The sequence below is a fragment of the Rhodococcus pseudokoreensis genome, assembly GCF_017068395.1.
GTDB lineage: Bacteria > Actinomycetota > Actinomycetes > Mycobacteriales > Mycobacteriaceae > Rhodococcus_F > Rhodococcus_F pseudokoreensis.
In genome coordinates, this window is sequence record NZ_CP070619.1 from 4,000,938 (window position 1) to 4,015,859 (window position 14,922).

Annotated in this window: 15 protein-coding genes; 7 read left to right on the forward strand and 8 right to left on the reverse strand. The window is 68.8% G+C overall.

Translation table 11 applies throughout. The features are described from left to right. Positions 1 to 70 precede the first annotated feature (70 nt). The 6 genes from JWS13_RS23415 to JWS13_RS23440 form a co-directional block, all read right to left on the reverse strand. Positions 71 to 787: a sulfite exporter TauE/SafE family protein gene (locus JWS13_RS23415; RefSeq protein ID WP_206007678.1), complete on the reverse strand. Its 717-nt coding sequence runs from the start codon at positions 785 to 787 to the stop codon at positions 71 to 73. After that, positions 784 to 1,794 carry an ABC transporter ATP-binding protein gene (locus JWS13_RS23420; protein WP_206007679.1) on the reverse strand — a complete coding sequence of 337 codons (1,011 nt, stop codon included), beginning with the start codon at positions 1,792 to 1,794 and terminating at the stop codon, positions 784 to 786. The genes JWS13_RS23415 and JWS13_RS23420 overlap by 4 nt, the downstream gene beginning before the upstream one ends. Position 1,795: 1 nt before the next feature. Beyond that, positions 1,796 to 2,815 carry an ABC transporter ATP-binding protein gene (locus JWS13_RS23425; protein WP_206007680.1) on the reverse strand — a complete coding sequence of 340 codons (1,020 nt, stop codon included), beginning with the start codon at positions 2,813 to 2,815 and terminating at the stop codon, positions 1,796 to 1,798. Next, positions 2,812 to 3,843: an ABC transporter permease gene (locus tag JWS13_RS23430; RefSeq protein WP_206007681.1), complete on the reverse strand. Its 1,032-nt coding sequence runs from the start codon at positions 3,841 to 3,843 to the stop codon at positions 2,812 to 2,814. Before JWS13_RS23430 ends, JWS13_RS23425 begins: the two co-directional genes overlap by 4 nt. A gap of 12 nt (positions 3,844 to 3,855) precedes the next feature. Next, positions 3,856 to 4,782 (reverse strand): ABC transporter permease, encoded by a 927-nt coding sequence (locus JWS13_RS23435; protein ID WP_124395292.1) that lies wholly within the window; start codon positions 4,780 to 4,782, stop codon positions 3,856 to 3,858. 67 nt (positions 4,783 to 4,849) lie between these two features. Then, complete coding sequence (locus JWS13_RS23440) at positions 4,850 to 6,430, reverse strand: ABC transporter substrate-binding protein (protein WP_206007682.1); 1,581 nt, start codon at positions 6,428 to 6,430, stop codon at positions 4,850 to 4,852. A gap of 353 nt (positions 6,431 to 6,783) precedes the next feature. Between JWS13_RS23440 and JWS13_RS23445 the strand changes: the two genes are divergently transcribed. The 5 genes from JWS13_RS23445 to JWS13_RS23465 all read left to right on the forward strand — a co-directional run bounded on the left by JWS13_RS23445 (position 6,784) and on the right by JWS13_RS23465 (position 9,677). Next, positions 6,784 to 7,788, forward strand: a complete 1,005-nt coding sequence (locus JWS13_RS23445; RefSeq protein WP_206007683.1) for a 2-hydroxyacid dehydrogenase — start codon at positions 6,784 to 6,786, stop codon at positions 7,786 to 7,788. Beyond that, the gene (locus tag JWS13_RS23450; RefSeq protein ID WP_206007684.1) at positions 7,785 to 8,180 is read left to right on the forward strand and encodes a universal stress protein; all 396 of its coding nucleotides are present in this window, start codon (positions 7,785 to 7,787) and stop codon (positions 8,178 to 8,180) included. The genes JWS13_RS23445 and JWS13_RS23450 overlap by 4 nt, the downstream gene beginning before the upstream one ends. A gap of 81 nt (positions 8,181 to 8,261) precedes the next feature. After that, on the forward strand, positions 8,262 to 8,498 hold the full coding sequence (locus JWS13_RS23455) for a hypothetical protein (protein WP_206007685.1): 237 nt from the start codon (positions 8,262 to 8,264) through the stop codon (positions 8,496 to 8,498). Next, the gene (locus JWS13_RS23460) at positions 8,488 to 9,159 is read left to right on the forward strand and encodes an NHL repeat-containing protein (RefSeq protein ID WP_206007686.1); all 672 of its coding nucleotides are present in this window, start codon (positions 8,488 to 8,490) and stop codon (positions 9,157 to 9,159) included. The genes JWS13_RS23455 and JWS13_RS23460 overlap by 11 nt, the downstream gene beginning before the upstream one ends. 62 nt (positions 9,160 to 9,221) lie before the next feature. After that, positions 9,222 to 9,677 (forward strand): hypothetical protein, encoded by a 456-nt coding sequence (locus JWS13_RS23465; protein ID WP_206007687.1) that lies wholly within the window; start codon positions 9,222 to 9,224, stop codon positions 9,675 to 9,677. Between the two features lie 6 nt (positions 9,678 to 9,683). On the opposite strand, the gene JWS13_RS23470 is transcribed toward JWS13_RS23465, so the two are convergent. Together JWS13_RS23470 and JWS13_RS23475 are read right to left on the reverse strand one after the other, a co-directional pair. After that, positions 9,684 to 11,138 (reverse strand): short-chain fatty acid transporter, encoded by a 1,455-nt coding sequence (locus JWS13_RS23470; RefSeq protein ID WP_241032268.1) that lies wholly within the window; start codon positions 11,136 to 11,138, stop codon positions 9,684 to 9,686. Further along, positions 11,135 to 12,565 (reverse strand): amidase, encoded by a 1,431-nt coding sequence (locus JWS13_RS23475; protein ID WP_206007688.1) that lies wholly within the window; start codon positions 12,563 to 12,565, stop codon positions 11,135 to 11,137. Before JWS13_RS23475 ends, JWS13_RS23470 begins: the two co-directional genes overlap by 4 nt. A gap of 113 nt (positions 12,566 to 12,678) precedes the next feature. Here JWS13_RS23475 and JWS13_RS23480 point away from each other — a divergent pair, with 113 nt between their 5' ends. Together JWS13_RS23480 and JWS13_RS23485 are read left to right on the forward strand one after the other, a co-directional pair. Continuing rightward, positions 12,679 to 13,656: an Lrp/AsnC family transcriptional regulator gene (locus JWS13_RS23480; RefSeq protein WP_206007689.1), complete on the forward strand. Its 978-nt coding sequence runs from the start codon at positions 12,679 to 12,681 to the stop codon at positions 13,654 to 13,656. A gap of 144 nt (positions 13,657 to 13,800) precedes the next feature. Continuing rightward, on the forward strand, positions 13,801 to 14,874 hold the full coding sequence (locus JWS13_RS23485; protein ID WP_206007690.1) for an alkene reductase: 1,074 nt from the start codon (positions 13,801 to 13,803) through the stop codon (positions 14,872 to 14,874). Positions 14,875 to 14,922: the final 48 nt, after the last annotated feature.

Sequence of the window (14,922 nt, forward strand, 5' to 3'; positions counted from 1 at the left end):
CGAAAACTCTAAGTGGCCCGATCGATACATGTCCAAGACTTGTTGAGCATCGAACGATGCAGACACTGCATCAGAGAAGCTGCTGTCCGATCAGCATCAACGCACCCACACAGGACACCGCGATCGACGTCCGGCGCAGGCGAGAGGCGTCCAGGTGACGGTTCACGAACCGCGACGCCACGTATCCGAGCACCGTCACCGGGACGAGCAACGCGAACATCACCGCGGACTCGCGATGGACCGAACCCGTCGCGGCGAGAACGGCGACCGACAGCGTCGAGCCCACCAGGAAGAACGCGCTCATGTTGCCGCGCAGCTGGGCCCCCTTCGACCCCTGCATCACCAGCGCCATCGGCGGTCCGCCGATCGACGTGGCCGTGCCGAGAAGACCCGACGCGGCCCCGGCAAAGGCGAGGTTCCGGCGTCGCGGCGGCGGCGCCCAGCCCAGGGTCGCGAAGACGACCCCGGACAGCACCACGCCCGCGAGCAGCAGCGACAACCCCCGTTCCGGCAGCACCACCAGCAGCAACGCGCCCGCGATGGTGCCCGGCACCCGGCCGGCCAGAGCCCACCCCGTGCCCGTCAGGTCCAGCGCGTCCCGTTCCCGCCACACCACCATCACCGTCACGACCGTCGCCGTCATGATCAGCGTCCCGGGCAGCAGGCTCGGATCGACGAGCGCCACGACCGGTGCCGCGAGCATGCCCATCCCGAATCCAATCGACGCCTGCATGCACGAGGCGAGAAAGACGGCGAGCGCGATGACCGCGAACTCGGCCCCGCTCACCCGACCGCGACCGGCACGCCGAGCGCGACCGGACGACGAGGATGGTGGCATTCGGCGACGTGGCCGCTTTCGCGCGCGTCGACGGCGGCGGGCGGCACCGTGCTCGCGCAGATGTCGGTCGCGTGGGCGCAGCGGGTGCGGAACCGGCAGCCCGACGGCGGGTTCAGCGGCGACGGAACCTCACCCTCGAGGATGATCCGCTTGCCGCGGGAGTCGGCGTCCAGCTTCGGTGCCGCCGACATCAGGGCCTCGGTGTACGGGTGGGCGGGACGGTCGAACACGGCGTCCGTCGCACCCGTCTCCACGATCCGGCCGAGGTACATCACGGCGACGCGGTCGGCGACGTGCCGGACCACCGACAGGTCGTGCGAGATGAACACGTACGAGATGCCGAGCTGTTTCTGCAGGTCGTTCAGCAGATTGAGCACCTGGGCCTGCACCGACAGGTCGAGGGCCGACACGGGTTCGTCGCAGATGACGACGCTCGGGTTCAGCGCCAGGGCGCGGGCGATCCCGAGACGCTGACGCTGACCGCCGGAGAACTCCTGCGGGTAGCGGTGCTCGTCGCTCGGCCGCAGACCCACGAGATGCAGCAGTTCGCGCACCCGCGCCGCCCGGTCGCGGCTGGTCTTGTACATCGTCTTGTGGGTGCGCCACGGCTCGGCGATGATGTCGGCCGCCGACATCCGGGAGTTCAGCGACGCGTACGGGTCCTGGAACACCATCTGCACCCGGCGGCGCAGCGCCAGCAGGTCCTTGCCCTTCAGCGAGAACGGGTCGACGCCGTCCCACGTCACCGAACCGGAATCGGGACGCTCGAGCATCATCAGCGTGCGGGCGAGGGTGGACTTGCCGCAGCCCGATTCGCCGACGAGTCCGAGAGTTTCGCCGCGGGCGAGGTCGAGGTCGATGCCGTCGAGCGCACGCAACTGGTTCTTACCTGCCGCGTTGGCAGGCACCTTGAACGTCTTGGTGAGGCCCCGCACCTTCAGAATCGACTCGGACATGTCAGACCTCCTCGGGGAAATGGCACGCCGAGCGGCGGCCGGCCGCGACGCCGGCGAGCGGCGGGCGGGTGGTGCGGCACAGGTCGCGGGCGAGCGGGCAGCGCGCCTGGTAGACGCACCCGGACGGGATGGAGTGCAGGTCGGGCGGGGTGCCGCCGATCGACTTCAGGTCCTCGCCGCGGACCGCGTGCACGGGGACCGAATCGAGCAGGCCCTTGGTGTACGGGTGCTGCGGCGAGGAGAAGACCTCGGCGACCGGTCCGGTCTCGACGACGTTGCCCGCGTACATGATCGCGACGCGGTCGGCCTCCTCCGCCACCAGCGCGAGGTCGTGGGTGATGAGGATGACGGCCATGTCGTGCTCGGTGCGCAGGTCCCGCAACAGCGACATGATCTGCGCCTGCACGGTGACGTCGAGTGCGGTGGTCGGCTCGTCGGCGAGCAGGACCGTCGGGCTCAGCGCGACGGCCATCGCGATCAGCAGGCGCTGCCGCATGCCGCCGGAGAACTGGTGCGGGTAGGAGTCGACGCGCGATTCGGGCTCGGGAATCCCGACCCTCTGCATCAGCGAGATCGCTTCCTGCCGCGCCTCTTTCGCGGACAGGCCGCGGTGGATCCGGAACGGTTCGGCCAACTGCTTGCCGACGGTGTAGACGGGGTTGAGCGCGGTCAATGCGTCCTGGAACACGATGGCGAGTTCGGTGGCGGCGAGAGCGCGGCGGGTCTTCGCCTTCGCCGTCACCAGGTCGACGTCGCCGAGGCGGACCGAGCCGTCGGTGACGTCGGCGATCGGTTCGAGCAGGCCGACGAGCGCCTGCGCGGTCATCGACTTGCCGCACCCCGACTCGCCGAGCAGCGCGAGGGTCTCCCCGCGTCGCGCGGTGAACGACACGTGGTCGACGGCCCGGACCGTGCCCGAGGGGGTGCGCAGGTCGACGGTGAGATCCGCGACCTCGAGCGCGACGCGGTCGGTGTCTGCGGCGAAGTCGGGTGATTCGACAGCCGGTGCGGGTGCACTCATGAGACGACCTTTCGGGTGGGGAACAGCCGGGAGCGACGCGACCGCGGGACGGTCAGGCGCCAGCGCTGGGCGGGGTCGGTGGCGATCCGGGCCCACGCAGCGAGCACGGTTGCCGACACGGTGGTGATGACGATGGCGAGCCCGGGGAAGAAGGACAGCCACCACGCCGTCTGCAGGTACGTCCGGCCCTGGGACACCATCAGGCCCCAGCTGATGTCGGGCGGCTGGATGCCGATGCCGAGGAAGCTCAGCGACGACTCGGCGAGCATCACATAGCAGAAGTCCAGGGTGGCGACGGTGAGCAGAGTCGGCAGCAGGATCGGGAACACGTGCCTGCGGATGACGGCCCCGCTGCGGGCGCCGAACGTGCGTGCGGCGTCCACGAACAACCGGCTCTGCAATTCCGCCGACTCCGCGCGGGCGGTGCGGAGGTAGATCGGGATGCGGGTGATCGCCAGGACCAGGACGATGTTCGCCGCGCTGGGCGAGAACACGTACAGGACGACGACGGCCATCAGCAGCGACGGGAAGCTCATGATGACGTCGGCGACGCGCATCGCCGTCGTCTCCCGCCAGCCGCGGTGGTAACCCGCCCACATGCCGATGAGCGACCCGACGATGCAGGACAGCGCGACCGCGGGCAGCGCCACCAGCAGGGTGGTGCGGCACGCGACGATCAACCGGGCCAGCATGCTGCGCCCGAGCGGGTCGGTGCCGAGGATGTTCATCCACCCGTTCGCCACGTGGAACGGGGCGAGGTTGGACCGGTCGAGGTTCTGATCGGTTGCGGCGTCGCCGACCAGCCACGGGCCGAAGACGGCGACGAGGAACACGAACACCAGGATCGCCGCCGCAACCGTGGCCATCCGGTCCCGCAGGAGCAGCTTCCACAACGGTGTCTTGTTCCGGGCGGGCTTGGGCGCCGGAGCGGCTTCTCCGCCGGGGGCGGCGAGGGTCGGGAACGTCTCGTCGGGGTCCTGGTGGACGTCGCCGGCTCCGTCGAGGCGGGGAGCGTTGTCTATGGACATGTCGGCGGCCTCCTAGACCTTGGTCTTCTCGCGGACACGCGCGTCGAGCAGTGCGTAGCCCGCGTCGATCAGGATGTTGAGGACGAAGATGCTGACCGCGGTCAGGAGCACCGCCGCCTGCAGGACCGCGAAATCGCGCTGCAGGATCGCGTCGATCATCAGCTTGCCGATGCCGGGCCACCCGAAGATCGCCTCGACGACGACGGCGCCGTTGACCAGGCCGACGGTGAGGTCGCCGGCCACCGTCAGCGCCGGGGCAGCGGCGTTGCGGAGCGCGTGATGGCTCACGACGCGCAGGTCGCCTGCGCCCTTGCTGCGGGCAAGACGTACGTATGGTGCGGACAGCGCCGACACCATCGCGCCGCGCACCACCTGGGTGAGCACGCCGAGCGGGCGGATCAGCAGGGTCGCGATCGGCAGGATCCACGCCAGCGCGCTTCCGGTGCCCGACGTGGGCAGCACCCCCAGCACCACCGCGAAGATCCACACGCCGGTGATGGCGAACCAGAAGTCGGGGATGCTGGCCGCCGTCATCGACAGCAGGCTGGAGATCCGGTCGGCGAGCGAGTTCGGCCGGTACGCCGCCCAGCAGCCGATCACGACGGCGCCGATGATCGCGAGCAGCATCGTGAAGAACGCCAGCTGCAACGTGGCGGGGAACGCCCGAAGCGCCATGGTCGCGGCGGATTCACCGGTGCGCAGTGACTCGCCGAAGTCCAGGTGGGCGACCCCGGACAGGTAGTCGGCCATCTGGCTCAGCACCGGCTTGTCGAGGCCGTTCTCGGCCGCGAACTCGGCGCGCTGATCGGGGGTCGCGGAGACCGGGAGGTAGAGGTTGGTCGGGTCGCCGGTGAGGCGGGCGAGCAGGAACACACCGAAGAGGACGACGAGGAGAGGTACGAGGCTGGTGTAGACGCGTCGGCGCAGGAAGGCGAACATGACTCACCGCCTTCGGATCGGGTTCGGTTGGGACATCACAATTCCTCCGGGGGGCTGGGAAGAGGGCTTAGCCGTTTGCGGATGTGTCCGCGTGGGTCATCTCGCTCAGGCGCATCTCGTCGCCGGTCGCGGAGTTGGGCGTGTACTGCACGGTCGGGGCCTTGGCGAGCACCCCGTTCATGTGGGCGATGTACGCGAACTGCCGGATCTCTTTCGGCTCGTTCGCCAGTACCGATGCGAACGCGTCCTGGCGGGCGCCGCCGACGAGCTTCTCGGCGGCGTCGATCTGCGCGTCGTAACCAGCTGTGCCGAAGTAACTCTGGTAACCGTCGCTGCGCATGTACTGGTCGACGGTGAACTGGGCGTCACCCGCCTGGTTGCCGTGCTGGATCACCAGCATCACCGGCCCGCTCTGCGGGTACGGCCGGACCTGGTACTCCAGCTGAGCCGCCGTGTCCATCATCTCGATCTTCACGTTCAGGCCGGCCTTGCTCAGCGAATTCTGGATCACCTCGACGGTCTCGTTGATCTTGGGGAACTGGCCCGTGCGCCCGATCAACCGGATCTGCTTGTCGACGGGAACGCCGTCGGCCTTGGCCTCCGCCACCAGTTGCGCGGCACGGTCGGGGTCGTAGGGGGTCGGCTGCAGGTCGGGGTCGAACCCGACGATGCTGCTGCCGACGAGTTGCCCGGCCGGCTCGCCGAGGCCCTGGAACAGCGCCTTGACTATTCCCGCGCGGTTGACGGAGAGGTCGATGGCCTCGCGGACGCGGTAGTCGTCGAGCGGCGCCTGACTGCCGTCGATGCGCAGCGCGGTGGTCTCGTTGTTGGGGTAGGCGGCACCGAGATCGCCGGCGCCGTCCTCCGGGCCGAGCGAAGTGGCGAGTTCGGCCTCGTCGTTCACCACCATCGCCGCCCGCACACTGCCCTCGGCGCGCCACTGGTAGATGGCCCTCGCGTACTCGGGGGCCGTGCCCCAGTACGTGTCGTTGCGGACCAGGGCCAGCCGCTGGCCGTGATCCCAGTAGTCGATCTTGTAGGGACCGGTGCCGATGGGATCGCGCACCTTGTCCTTGGTGTCGGTGGTGGACGGCACCATCTCCACGAACGAGATCCGCAGCGGCAGGATCGGGTCGGCGGCGGGCGTCTGGACCGTCACGGTCGACGAGTCGACCGCATTCACGACGAGGGCGTCGTCGCCGAAGACGTACCCGTCGACGTCGCAGCCGATGGTCGAGTTGACGGTGCGATCGATCGAGAACGCGGCGTCCTCGGCGTCGAACGCGCTGCCGTCGCTGAACGTGACACCGGGACGGATCCGGAACGTCCAGACCGTGTCCGAGGTCTGCTCCCACGAGTCGGCGAGCTTCGGCTCGAGGTCGCCGGTGTCGGCGTTGCGTTCCACCAGGGGCTCGGTGATGTTGGATCGGACGACGACTCCGGTCGAGGTGAGTGAGGCGTCGCAGGGCTCGAGCGTGGGCGGCTCCTGCGGGAGCACGATCCGCAACGTGTCGGGGCTGGCGGCGTCGCTGTGGCTCGAATTGGCGACCGAGCAACCTCCGGCCAGAGCCGGCACCGTCAGTGCGGCGGTAGCCACGGCGACGACGCGGTAACGGGTTCCCTGCTGCAGCGAACGTGCAGGGCTCATGGTGTCCTCCGTAGGGATGTGTCGCGTACTCGACGCGAGTGAAGAGGGCCCGCCTGTGACGGTAGACACACGCTATGAGCGGCCCGGTGGGGCGTCAACAGGGGGTGACGGCGCAAAACGGCTCGTGAGGGCCGTCACAGACGCGATATCGGGGAGACTGCGATCACCCCGGCGGGCCCCTGACCGGCGCATACAGGACGATTCGGCATCTGCGCACGTCAGCGCGCCGCCGACCAATGCCGTTTCAGTATCGATCCATGTTATTTACGTGTTGGACAGGTATTCCGAGGCCCGCTTAACTTACGGGTAACCGGCGGCGCGGACAGCCGCGTCGCCACTCGTCAGGAGGCACGATGGTGACCGCAGAGGCGTCCGTGAAAGAAGCTGCCGTACAGACCGTTTCGGGAGGCCGGGTCCTGCAGGTCGGGCCGCTGAAGCCGTCGCTCACCACAACGCTCTCCGAGAAGTACGACGCCCTCACCCTCCCGCTCGGAGAAGACCGCAGCGGCTTTCTCGCCGAGCACGGCGAAACCGTCACCGCCGTCGTGACGTCCGGACGCACCGGCGTCGACGCCGCCCTGATGACCGAACTGCCGAACCTCGGCGCCATCGTGCACTTCGGAGTCGGTTACGACACAACGGATGTCGAGCGCGCCGAAGAACTCGGAATCGGCGTCAGCAACACCCCCGACGTCCTCACCGACTGCGTCGCCGACACCGCCGTCGGACTGCTGATCGACACGCTCCGCGGATTCTCCGCCTCCGACCGCTTCGTCCGCGCCGGCCGCTGGCCCGCCGAGGGCAACTTCCCCCTCACCCGGAAGGTGAGCGGCACGCGGGTCGGCATCGTCGGACTCGGCCGCATCGGCTCCGCCATCGCCGCCCGCCTCACCGGCTTCGGCTGCACGATCTCATACCACAACCGGCGGGAGATCCCCGGTTCGCCGTTCGCATACGTCGATTCGGCCGCAGCACTCGCCGCCGGGGTCGATGTCCTCATCGTCGCCGCGGCCGGCGGCAAGGGAACCCAAAAGCTGGTGGACCGAGAGGTTCTCGAAGCACTCGGACCCGACGGCTACCTGATCAACGTGGCACGCGGAAGCGTCGTCGACGAGGACGCGCTCGTCGAACTGCTCACCGAACGCAAACTCGCCGGCGCCGGACTGGACGTGTTCACCCGGGAACCCCACGTTCCCGAAGCACTCCTCGCACTCGACACCGTCGTCCTCCTCCCCCACGTCGGGAGCGGCACCACCGAGACCCGCGCCGCGATGGAGGCTCTGACCCTGCAGAACCTCGACGAGTACCTCGCCCAGGGCACCCTGACCACCCCCGTTCTCGAGCCGAGGTCACGATGAGCGTCATTCTCAGTTACGTCCCGACCGTCGAAGGTCGTGGCGCCCTCACCTTCGGGTTCACCGAAGCACGCATGCGCGCAACAGATCTCGTGGTGATCGCCGACGGTGACAGCGCCTCGGAGCCCGGGTTCGAGGCCGAACTCCACTCGGCCAGAGAGGAAGCGGACGCGGCCGGCGTCGACTACCGCATCGCACGGAACGAACCCGGCCGCTCCCACGCCGACAACCTCATCGACGCGTCCTACGACTCCGCCGCCGAACTCCTCGTCCTCGGCATGCGGCGCCGCTCCCCCGTCGGCAAACTCCTCATGGGCAGCGTCGCGCAGCGGGTGCTCCTCGAGGCGCAGTGCCCGGTCGTCGGGGTCAAGCCTCCCGTCGCCGCGGAGGTCTGAGCCACCCAGAGTGTCCGAATCGCGGTGGATCGTGCTTCGGCGGCGGTATTCTTCCGGGCACGGGCCACGAGAGGACTGCCGATGCGCCGATCACCGTTCACCCGACTCGGCCGTCGGGCGGCCATCATTACCGGCGCGCTGATCCTCGCCACCGCGGTGGCCGCCGCACCCGCCACCTCGGCAATGCCGGCCGCGAACACGCTCTACGTGACCGAGAACGGCACCGGTTCCGTGCTGTCCGTGCCCGCCACCGGCGGCACCCCCGGCACGGTGGCCACCGGAATCGCCGGCCCCGGGCGGGATAGCGGTGTCGGGTGACACGCTGTTCGTCACCGCCGGCGCCTCGGTCGTGTCGGTGCCCGCCGCGGGCGGTAGCCCGACCACCCTCGCCACCGGCCTGGGTAACGCGTTCGACGTGGCGGTGTCCGGTGGGACGCTCTACGTCACCGAGTTCGATTCCGGCAATGTCGTCGCACTGCCCGCCGGCGGTGGCACCCCCAGCCCGGTCGTCACCGGTCTCCAGCAACCGGTCGGGGTCGCCGTCGCAGGCAGCACCCTCTACGTCACCGTCGCCGGCGCGGGGACGCCCGGCACCGGTTCCGTCATCGCCGTGCCCGTCACCGGCGGCACCCCCACCGTGCTGGCCGCCGGCCTGAATCTCCCGGCAGGAATCGACGTCACCGGCGGCACCCTCCACGTCGCCGTCGCCGGGGACGGATCCGTGGTTTCCCTGCCCGCCACCGGCGGCACCCCCACCGTCCTGACGACCGGACTCGTCCGCCCGTTCGGTCTCACCGTCTCGGCGGGCACCGTCTACGTCGCGGTAGCGGGCGATGCGGGCGGAAGCAACGGCTCCGTGGTCTCCCTGCCCGCCACCGGCGGCACCCCTACCGTTCTGGCCGCCGGACTCGACCAGCCGTTTTCCGTCGCAGCCACCGCAGGGTGCACGGGTTCCCTGTGCATTCCGTTCGGCAGCTAGGTCTCACCGACCCGGCCCCATCCGCAATCGGAGCGGCGCCGAATACCTGCCGTGGGACAGCCATGATCGACGGGCCCGATCGCGCGGACGGCGCACAACTGGGCGGTCGCCTCCTGACCTTGGTCGGCGACCGCGACTTCCACGCGCTCGCCCACGAGATCTCGCGGATCACCTGCGACACCGGCAGCAACGGGTCGGTGTTCACCGCCGTCGTGACGTGGATGGTCTCCACCATCGCCGACCTCGTCGCAGACCCGACCGCCAGTGTCACCGACGCCGTCGACAGCTTCATCAGCGTCGTCCCCGTCGTGCACGACGCACCCCAGCTGGACGACGAGTTGCCCGCGCCCGCCGAATGGCTGTTCAGCGCCGTCGTGAGTCACCTGCACAGCAGGCACCGGGCGGCAGCCGATCCCCGGCCGCCCGTGCCTGCCGACACCGAACTCACACGGGTGCAGGCCCTCGTCGAAGCATTGCTGTGGCTCGACGCCCTCCTCGAACGCGACCACAACCTGTAGCGCCGCTCAGGGATGCACGGGCGGGTTGTAGGTGAGCGTGTTACCGAGGAACCACAGCAGTCCGAGCACGATGGGCAGGTGAAAGACGAGCTGCACCGCGGTGAACCCGACGAGGTGCCGGGCGCGCAGGCCCAGGATGCCGAGGAGCGGCAGCATCCAGAACGGGTTGACGAGATTGGGCAGCGCCTCGGCGGCGTTGTAGATCTGAACCGTCCACCCGAGATGCGCCTGAAGGTCGTTGGACGCCTGCATGACATACGGGGCCTCGATGATCCATTTGCCACCGCCCGACGGGATGAACAATCCGAGCACCGCCGAGTAGACACCGATGACCAATCCGAACGTGCCGTGTGAGGCGACGTTGACGAATCCCTCGGAAATGTAGTGCGCCACCGTGTTGCCGTCGGCGTCCTGCGCCCGGGTCATGATGGCGGCGATCCCGGCGTAGAACGGGAACTGCACCAGGATGCTCGCGCACGCGGGCACCGCATTCTTCACCGCGAGCAGGAAGCGCCGCGGACGCCAGTGCAGCAGCATGCCCAACGTCAGGAACAGCAGGTTGTACGTGCTCAGGTTGGAGATCACGAGAATCGGATCGTTCGCCGCGAACTCCCTCAGCAGCCAGCCGAATACGAGCGCACCGACGATCAGGGGCAGCACCGGGCTGTACTCGAGCCAATCGCCGGGGCGCTCCCGCTTCGGCAGCGGCGGCGACACGTCGTGGACGTCCACCCCCAGATCCTCCGCGGTGACCGAGTTCGCCTTGTGCGGCGCGGACAGATACGCGATCACGATGCTGACCACGAAGATCACCGCCGCGAGAAACAGCGACTGCCACAGGAAGATCGTGTCCCGGAACGGGATGACACCCGTGACCGCGAGCAGCTCGGGGGTGAGGCTCTTCGGGTTCGCCTGCAGCTGCGCCGCCGAGGAGCTCAGCCCGAGCGCCCAGATTCCGCCGATTCCCAGATAGGCGGCGGCGCCCGCGGCCCGGTAGTCGAGGCCGAGTTCGGTGCGTCGCGCCATCGCCCGCGCCAGCAAACCCGCGAAGACCAGTCCGAAACCCCAGTTCACCATCGACGTCACGAGGCTCACCACCGCGATGAACGTGACGCCGCCGCGGGCGGTGCGCGGAATCGCCGCGAGCCGCGTGATGAGACGTTCGGCGGGTGGCGACGACGCCACGATGTAGCCGGTGACCACGACCATCGCCATCTGCATCGTGAACGGGATCAGATCCCAGAAACCGGTCGAGAAGTTCGTCGCCACCGTCGCCGGCGACGCCCCGATGGCCAGCGCGGCTCCTGCCACCAACGCCACCGCGAGCAGCGCGAAGATGAACGCGTCCGGGAACCACCGCTCGATCACCGACGCGAACCGCAGCGCCACCCGGGCCAGGAAACCCTCGCGGGCGTCCTGCTTCTCCTCGTCTCGAAGCGCGGATTCGACTGTGCTGCTCATGATTTCGCTGCCTCCGGTCGGCCCGGCACGATGGGAAGACTCGCCGCGATGCCCACCGAGGACTCGAACATCTGCGCATGCGCGAGCAGCCGGGCCTCCTGCCCCGGCGCACCGACCAGTTGCAGCCCCACCGGCAGTCCCGCGTCGGAGAAGCCGCACGGGAGCGCGACGACCGGGCACCCGGTGAGACTCACGCAGAACGTGATCGCGATCCAGTCGATGTACGTCCGCGACTCCACGCCGTCGATGCGTTCGGGATACGTCCACTCCGTGGGGAAGGGATCGAGCGGCGCCGACGGGATCACCAGCAGATCGTGGGTCTCGAAGTAGTCCGCGATCTCGTGGAACAGTTGTCCGCGAACGCGTTCCGCCGCCAGCAGCGTCTCCGTGGGCTGGGTGAGTCCACGCTCGATGTTCCAGACGATGTCGGGCTTGATCTCGTCGCGATGCTCGGCGAGAAGCCCGCCGTGCACGGCCGCCACCAGATGGCTGCGCAGCGCCTGGAAGGCGTCGTAGGCACCGGTGAAGTCGGGGCAGTCGGTCACGACGTCGGCGCCCAGTGCGTCGAAGTGTTTCATCGCGTCACCGCAGATGCGCCGGATCGCCGGTTCCACTGGGAGGCACCCCAGGTCCGGACTGAAGCCGACTCGGGTGGGCGGGTCGAACGTCGTCAGACGCTCCAGGAACGACCGCGGCCGTTCCGGTTTCGTCAACGGGTCGTGCAGGTCGTGCCCGACCATCGCGTCCAGCATCAGGGCGACGTCACCGACGTTGCGCGCCATCGGCCCCTCCACCCACAGCGGGTCGAACGGGATGGCGGGCCTGCGGCGCGGGATCCGCCCGGGAGTCGGGCGCAGACCGACGGTCGCGTTGTACCCGGACGGGGTGCGGAGACTACCGCCCAGGTCGTTGCCGGTTGCCAGCCAGGCGCTGCCGGAGGCGAGCGCGGCCGCCGATCCACCGGAAGAACCGCCCACCGACCGCTCGAGGTTCCACGGGTTGCGGCTGGGCCCGAACAGCGTGTTGTACGTGTGGCCGCCCGCGAACTCGGGCACGTTCGACTTGGCGTACGGAATGCCGCCGTTGTTCTCGAGGACGCTCACCATCGCGTCGGACCGGGTGGCGACGTGGTCGGCGAACAGAGGCGAGCCGTGCGTCGTGCGCTGCCCCGCCACGTCGTTGTAGTCCTTCACCGCGACCGGTAGTCCGGCGAGCAGGCCGCGCCCAGCCGGATCGGGAACTTCGTCCTCCAATCGCGCCGCGCGTTCGGCGGCGGCATCGAAGAACTGGATCGGCAGGGCGTTGACCTGCCGGTCTGCCTCGGCAACGTGCCTCCGGAGGGCTTCGAGCACGCTCGTCGGCGTCTCGGCTCCTTCGCGCAGCAATTGGACGACCTCGCGTGCGGGTTTCTGGATCAGATCGGACATCGGGGGCTCCTCACAGGACGAACGTCAGTTTCGGCCCCAAGCGTCACTCTGGCGCCGGATTCAAGCAATAAGAACGAGCAATATGGAGGATTCAGCCGTACGATTGGCCGATCATGCCGGAACGCACAGTGGATCCCCTGGACCGCAAGATCATCGCCGCGCTGATCGTCGACGGCCGCGCGACGTGGTCGACGATCGCCGCCGCCCTCGGCGAGGCCGAGCGGACGGTCGCACGCCGGGGCTCGCGACTGCTGGAGACGGGGATGGTGGAAGTCCGCGGAATGGCGGACCCGCATCGCACCGCCGATTCCGATCCGTTCATCGTCCACGGCCGATGCCGGCCGGACAGCACGTTGACGGCGGCCGTTGCCCTCGCGCACCGACCGGAGAGCGTGACCGTCTACGTCCTGTCGGGACCGCAGCACTGCTACGCCGACATCTGGGCGCCCCGCCGCCGGCAGTCCCGGCTGTTCCTGCAGGAGATGGCGACGCCGTCCGGGTTTCTGCAGATGGACATCTCACCGGTGCTGGAATACATACGTACGCTTCACGACTGGGAGCCGGGAATCCTGACCCCGTCGCAGACCTCCGCCATACGCCGGATCCCGAAGACCCGCTGGCCGCAATTCACCGACCCGGTCGTCCTCGACCGGGAGGACAAGGCACTGGTGCGGCTGGTCGTCGAGAACGGCCGGGCGAGTTTCGAGGAACTGTCCCGCCTCGTCGGCATATCCGAACAGACCGTCAAACGACGCCTCGACAAGATGCGGCAGTCCGGGCTGCTCACGTTCCGCGCCGTGTTCGACCCGGCGCTGATCGGCCTACCTGTTGCCGCGCTGCTGTGGATCCGGGCCCGACCGTCGCGGGTGTCGGCCGTCGCCGAGGCGCTCGCCGGTCAGCCGTTTCTCCGTTACGCGGCGATCATCATGGGCGATTACCAGATCGTCGCGGATTTCCGGCTGCCGTCCAAGGAAGCCCTGCGTGCGTTGATGCTCGAAGCTGAATGGCTCGAGCACGTCGACCGGCTGGAAAGCTCGCTGATCCTCGAAACCCTCAAACAGAGCCGCGTCCTCGCGAGCGATCTCGGGTAGCAGGCCACCATTCTCCTTGACCTGCAACATTTTCAGATCGGCACACGAGAGCGGTGACGACCGTCTCAGCCCGGAATAGGCGGGCCTGTGCACTCGTTGCCCCAGAGGCTCCCGATACTGCATTGCCTACCGAAAGACTTGCCTGTGACTCTCTTCTCCCCGTTGACCCTCGGCGACCTCGAACTGCCCAACCGGGTGGTGATGGCACCCCTGACGCGCGTCCGTTCCGGGCGGGACGGTGTGCCGGGACCGCTGGTGGTGGAGCACTATCGACAGCGCGCGTCGCTCGGTTTGATCGTCAGCGAGGGCACCTACCCCAGCCACGCCGGCCAGGGCTTTCCCGGCCAGCCCGGGTTGGTGACACCCGAGCAGGTCACCGGGTGGAAGAACGTCGCCGACGCGGTGCATGCGGCCGGCGGACGGATCGTCGCCCAGGTCATGCACGCCGGTCGCGTCACGCACGAGGGAACCACCGGCGGCCGCGAGGTCGTCGGGCCGAGTGCTGTCGCGATCGAGGGCGAGACCCGCACGTACGAGGGGAAGGAGCCGTACCCGGTGCCCCGTGCGCTGGATACCGACGAGCTTCCCGCCGTCATCGAAGAGTTCGTCCAGGCGTCGCGAAATGCGGTGGCGGCCGGGCTGGACGGCGTCGAAATCCACGCCGCCAACGGCTACCTGCTGCACGAGTTCCTCTCCCCGGCGTCCAATCGGCGCGAGGACGCGTACGGCGGCTCCCCCGCACGTCGGGCACGTTTCGTGATCGAGGTCGTCCAGGCCGTGGCGCAGGCGATCGGTGCGGGCCGGGTGGGGATCCGCATCTCCCCGGAACACAACATCCAGGACGTTCTGGAACTGGACGCCGACGACGTTCGGGCGACCTACGGAGCACTGGTCGACGCGATCGCGCCGCTGAAACCCGCCTACCTGAGCATTCTGCACAAGGACCCCGCCGGCTCCCTCGTTCAGGACCTGCGGACGCGATTCGGCGGTCCCGTGCTGGTCAACAGCGGTTTCACCGCCGTCACCAGCCGCGACGAGGCACTGTCCATCCTCGACGACGGTCATGCCGACGCCGTCGTCGTCGGGCGCCCCGCGATCGCCAACCCGGACCTGGTGCGGCGCTGGGAGGAAGACCTGCCGCTGAACGACCCGGACCCGCTGACCTTCTACTCCGAGGGCGCGAAGGGGTACACCGACTACCCGGCGCTGCAGCACTGATACCCACACGCGGACTACCCGGGGTCGCGCATCGGGTCCCCGCACCGT

Excerpts from the sequence above, each read along its gene's own strand:
- JWS13_RS23420 (WP_206007679.1), bottom strand. The coding sequence starts at position 1,794 with ATGTCCGAGTCGATTCTGAAGGTGCGGGGCCTCACCAAGACGTTCAAG.
- JWS13_RS23425 (WP_206007680.1), bottom strand. The coding sequence starts at position 2,815 with ATGAGTGCACCCGCACCGGCTGTCGAATCACCCGACTTCGCCGCAGAC.
- JWS13_RS23430 (WP_206007681.1), bottom strand. The coding sequence starts at position 3,843 with ATGTCCATAGACAACGCTCCCCGCCTCGACGGAGCCGGCGACGTCCAC.
- JWS13_RS23435 (WP_124395292.1), bottom strand. The coding sequence starts at position 4,782 with ATGTTCGCCTTCCTGCGCCGACGCGTCTACACCAGCCTCGTACCTCTC.
- JWS13_RS23440 (WP_206007682.1), bottom strand. The coding sequence starts at position 6,430 with ATGAGCCCTGCACGTTCGCTGCAGCAGGGAACCCGTTACCGCGTCGTC.
- JWS13_RS23445 (WP_206007683.1), top strand. The coding sequence starts at position 6,784 with ATGGTGACCGCAGAGGCGTCCGTGAAAGAAGCTGCCGTACAGACCGTT.
- JWS13_RS23450 (WP_206007684.1), top strand. The coding sequence starts at position 7,785 with ATGAGCGTCATTCTCAGTTACGTCCCGACCGTCGAAGGTCGTGGCGCC.
- JWS13_RS23455 (WP_206007685.1), top strand. The coding sequence starts at position 8,262 with ATGCGCCGATCACCGTTCACCCGACTCGGCCGTCGGGCGGCCATCATT.
- JWS13_RS23465 (WP_206007687.1), top strand. The coding sequence starts at position 9,222 with ATGATCGACGGGCCCGATCGCGCGGACGGCGCACAACTGGGCGGTCGC.
- JWS13_RS23470 (WP_241032268.1), bottom strand. The coding sequence starts at position 11,138 with ATGAGCAGCACAGTCGAATCCGCGCTTCGAGACGAGGAGAAGCAGGAC.
- JWS13_RS23475 (WP_206007688.1), bottom strand. The coding sequence starts at position 12,565 with ATGTCCGATCTGATCCAGAAACCCGCACGCGAGGTCGTCCAATTGCTG.
- JWS13_RS23480 (WP_206007689.1), top strand. The coding sequence starts at position 12,679 with ATGCCGGAACGCACAGTGGATCCCCTGGACCGCAAGATCATCGCCGCG.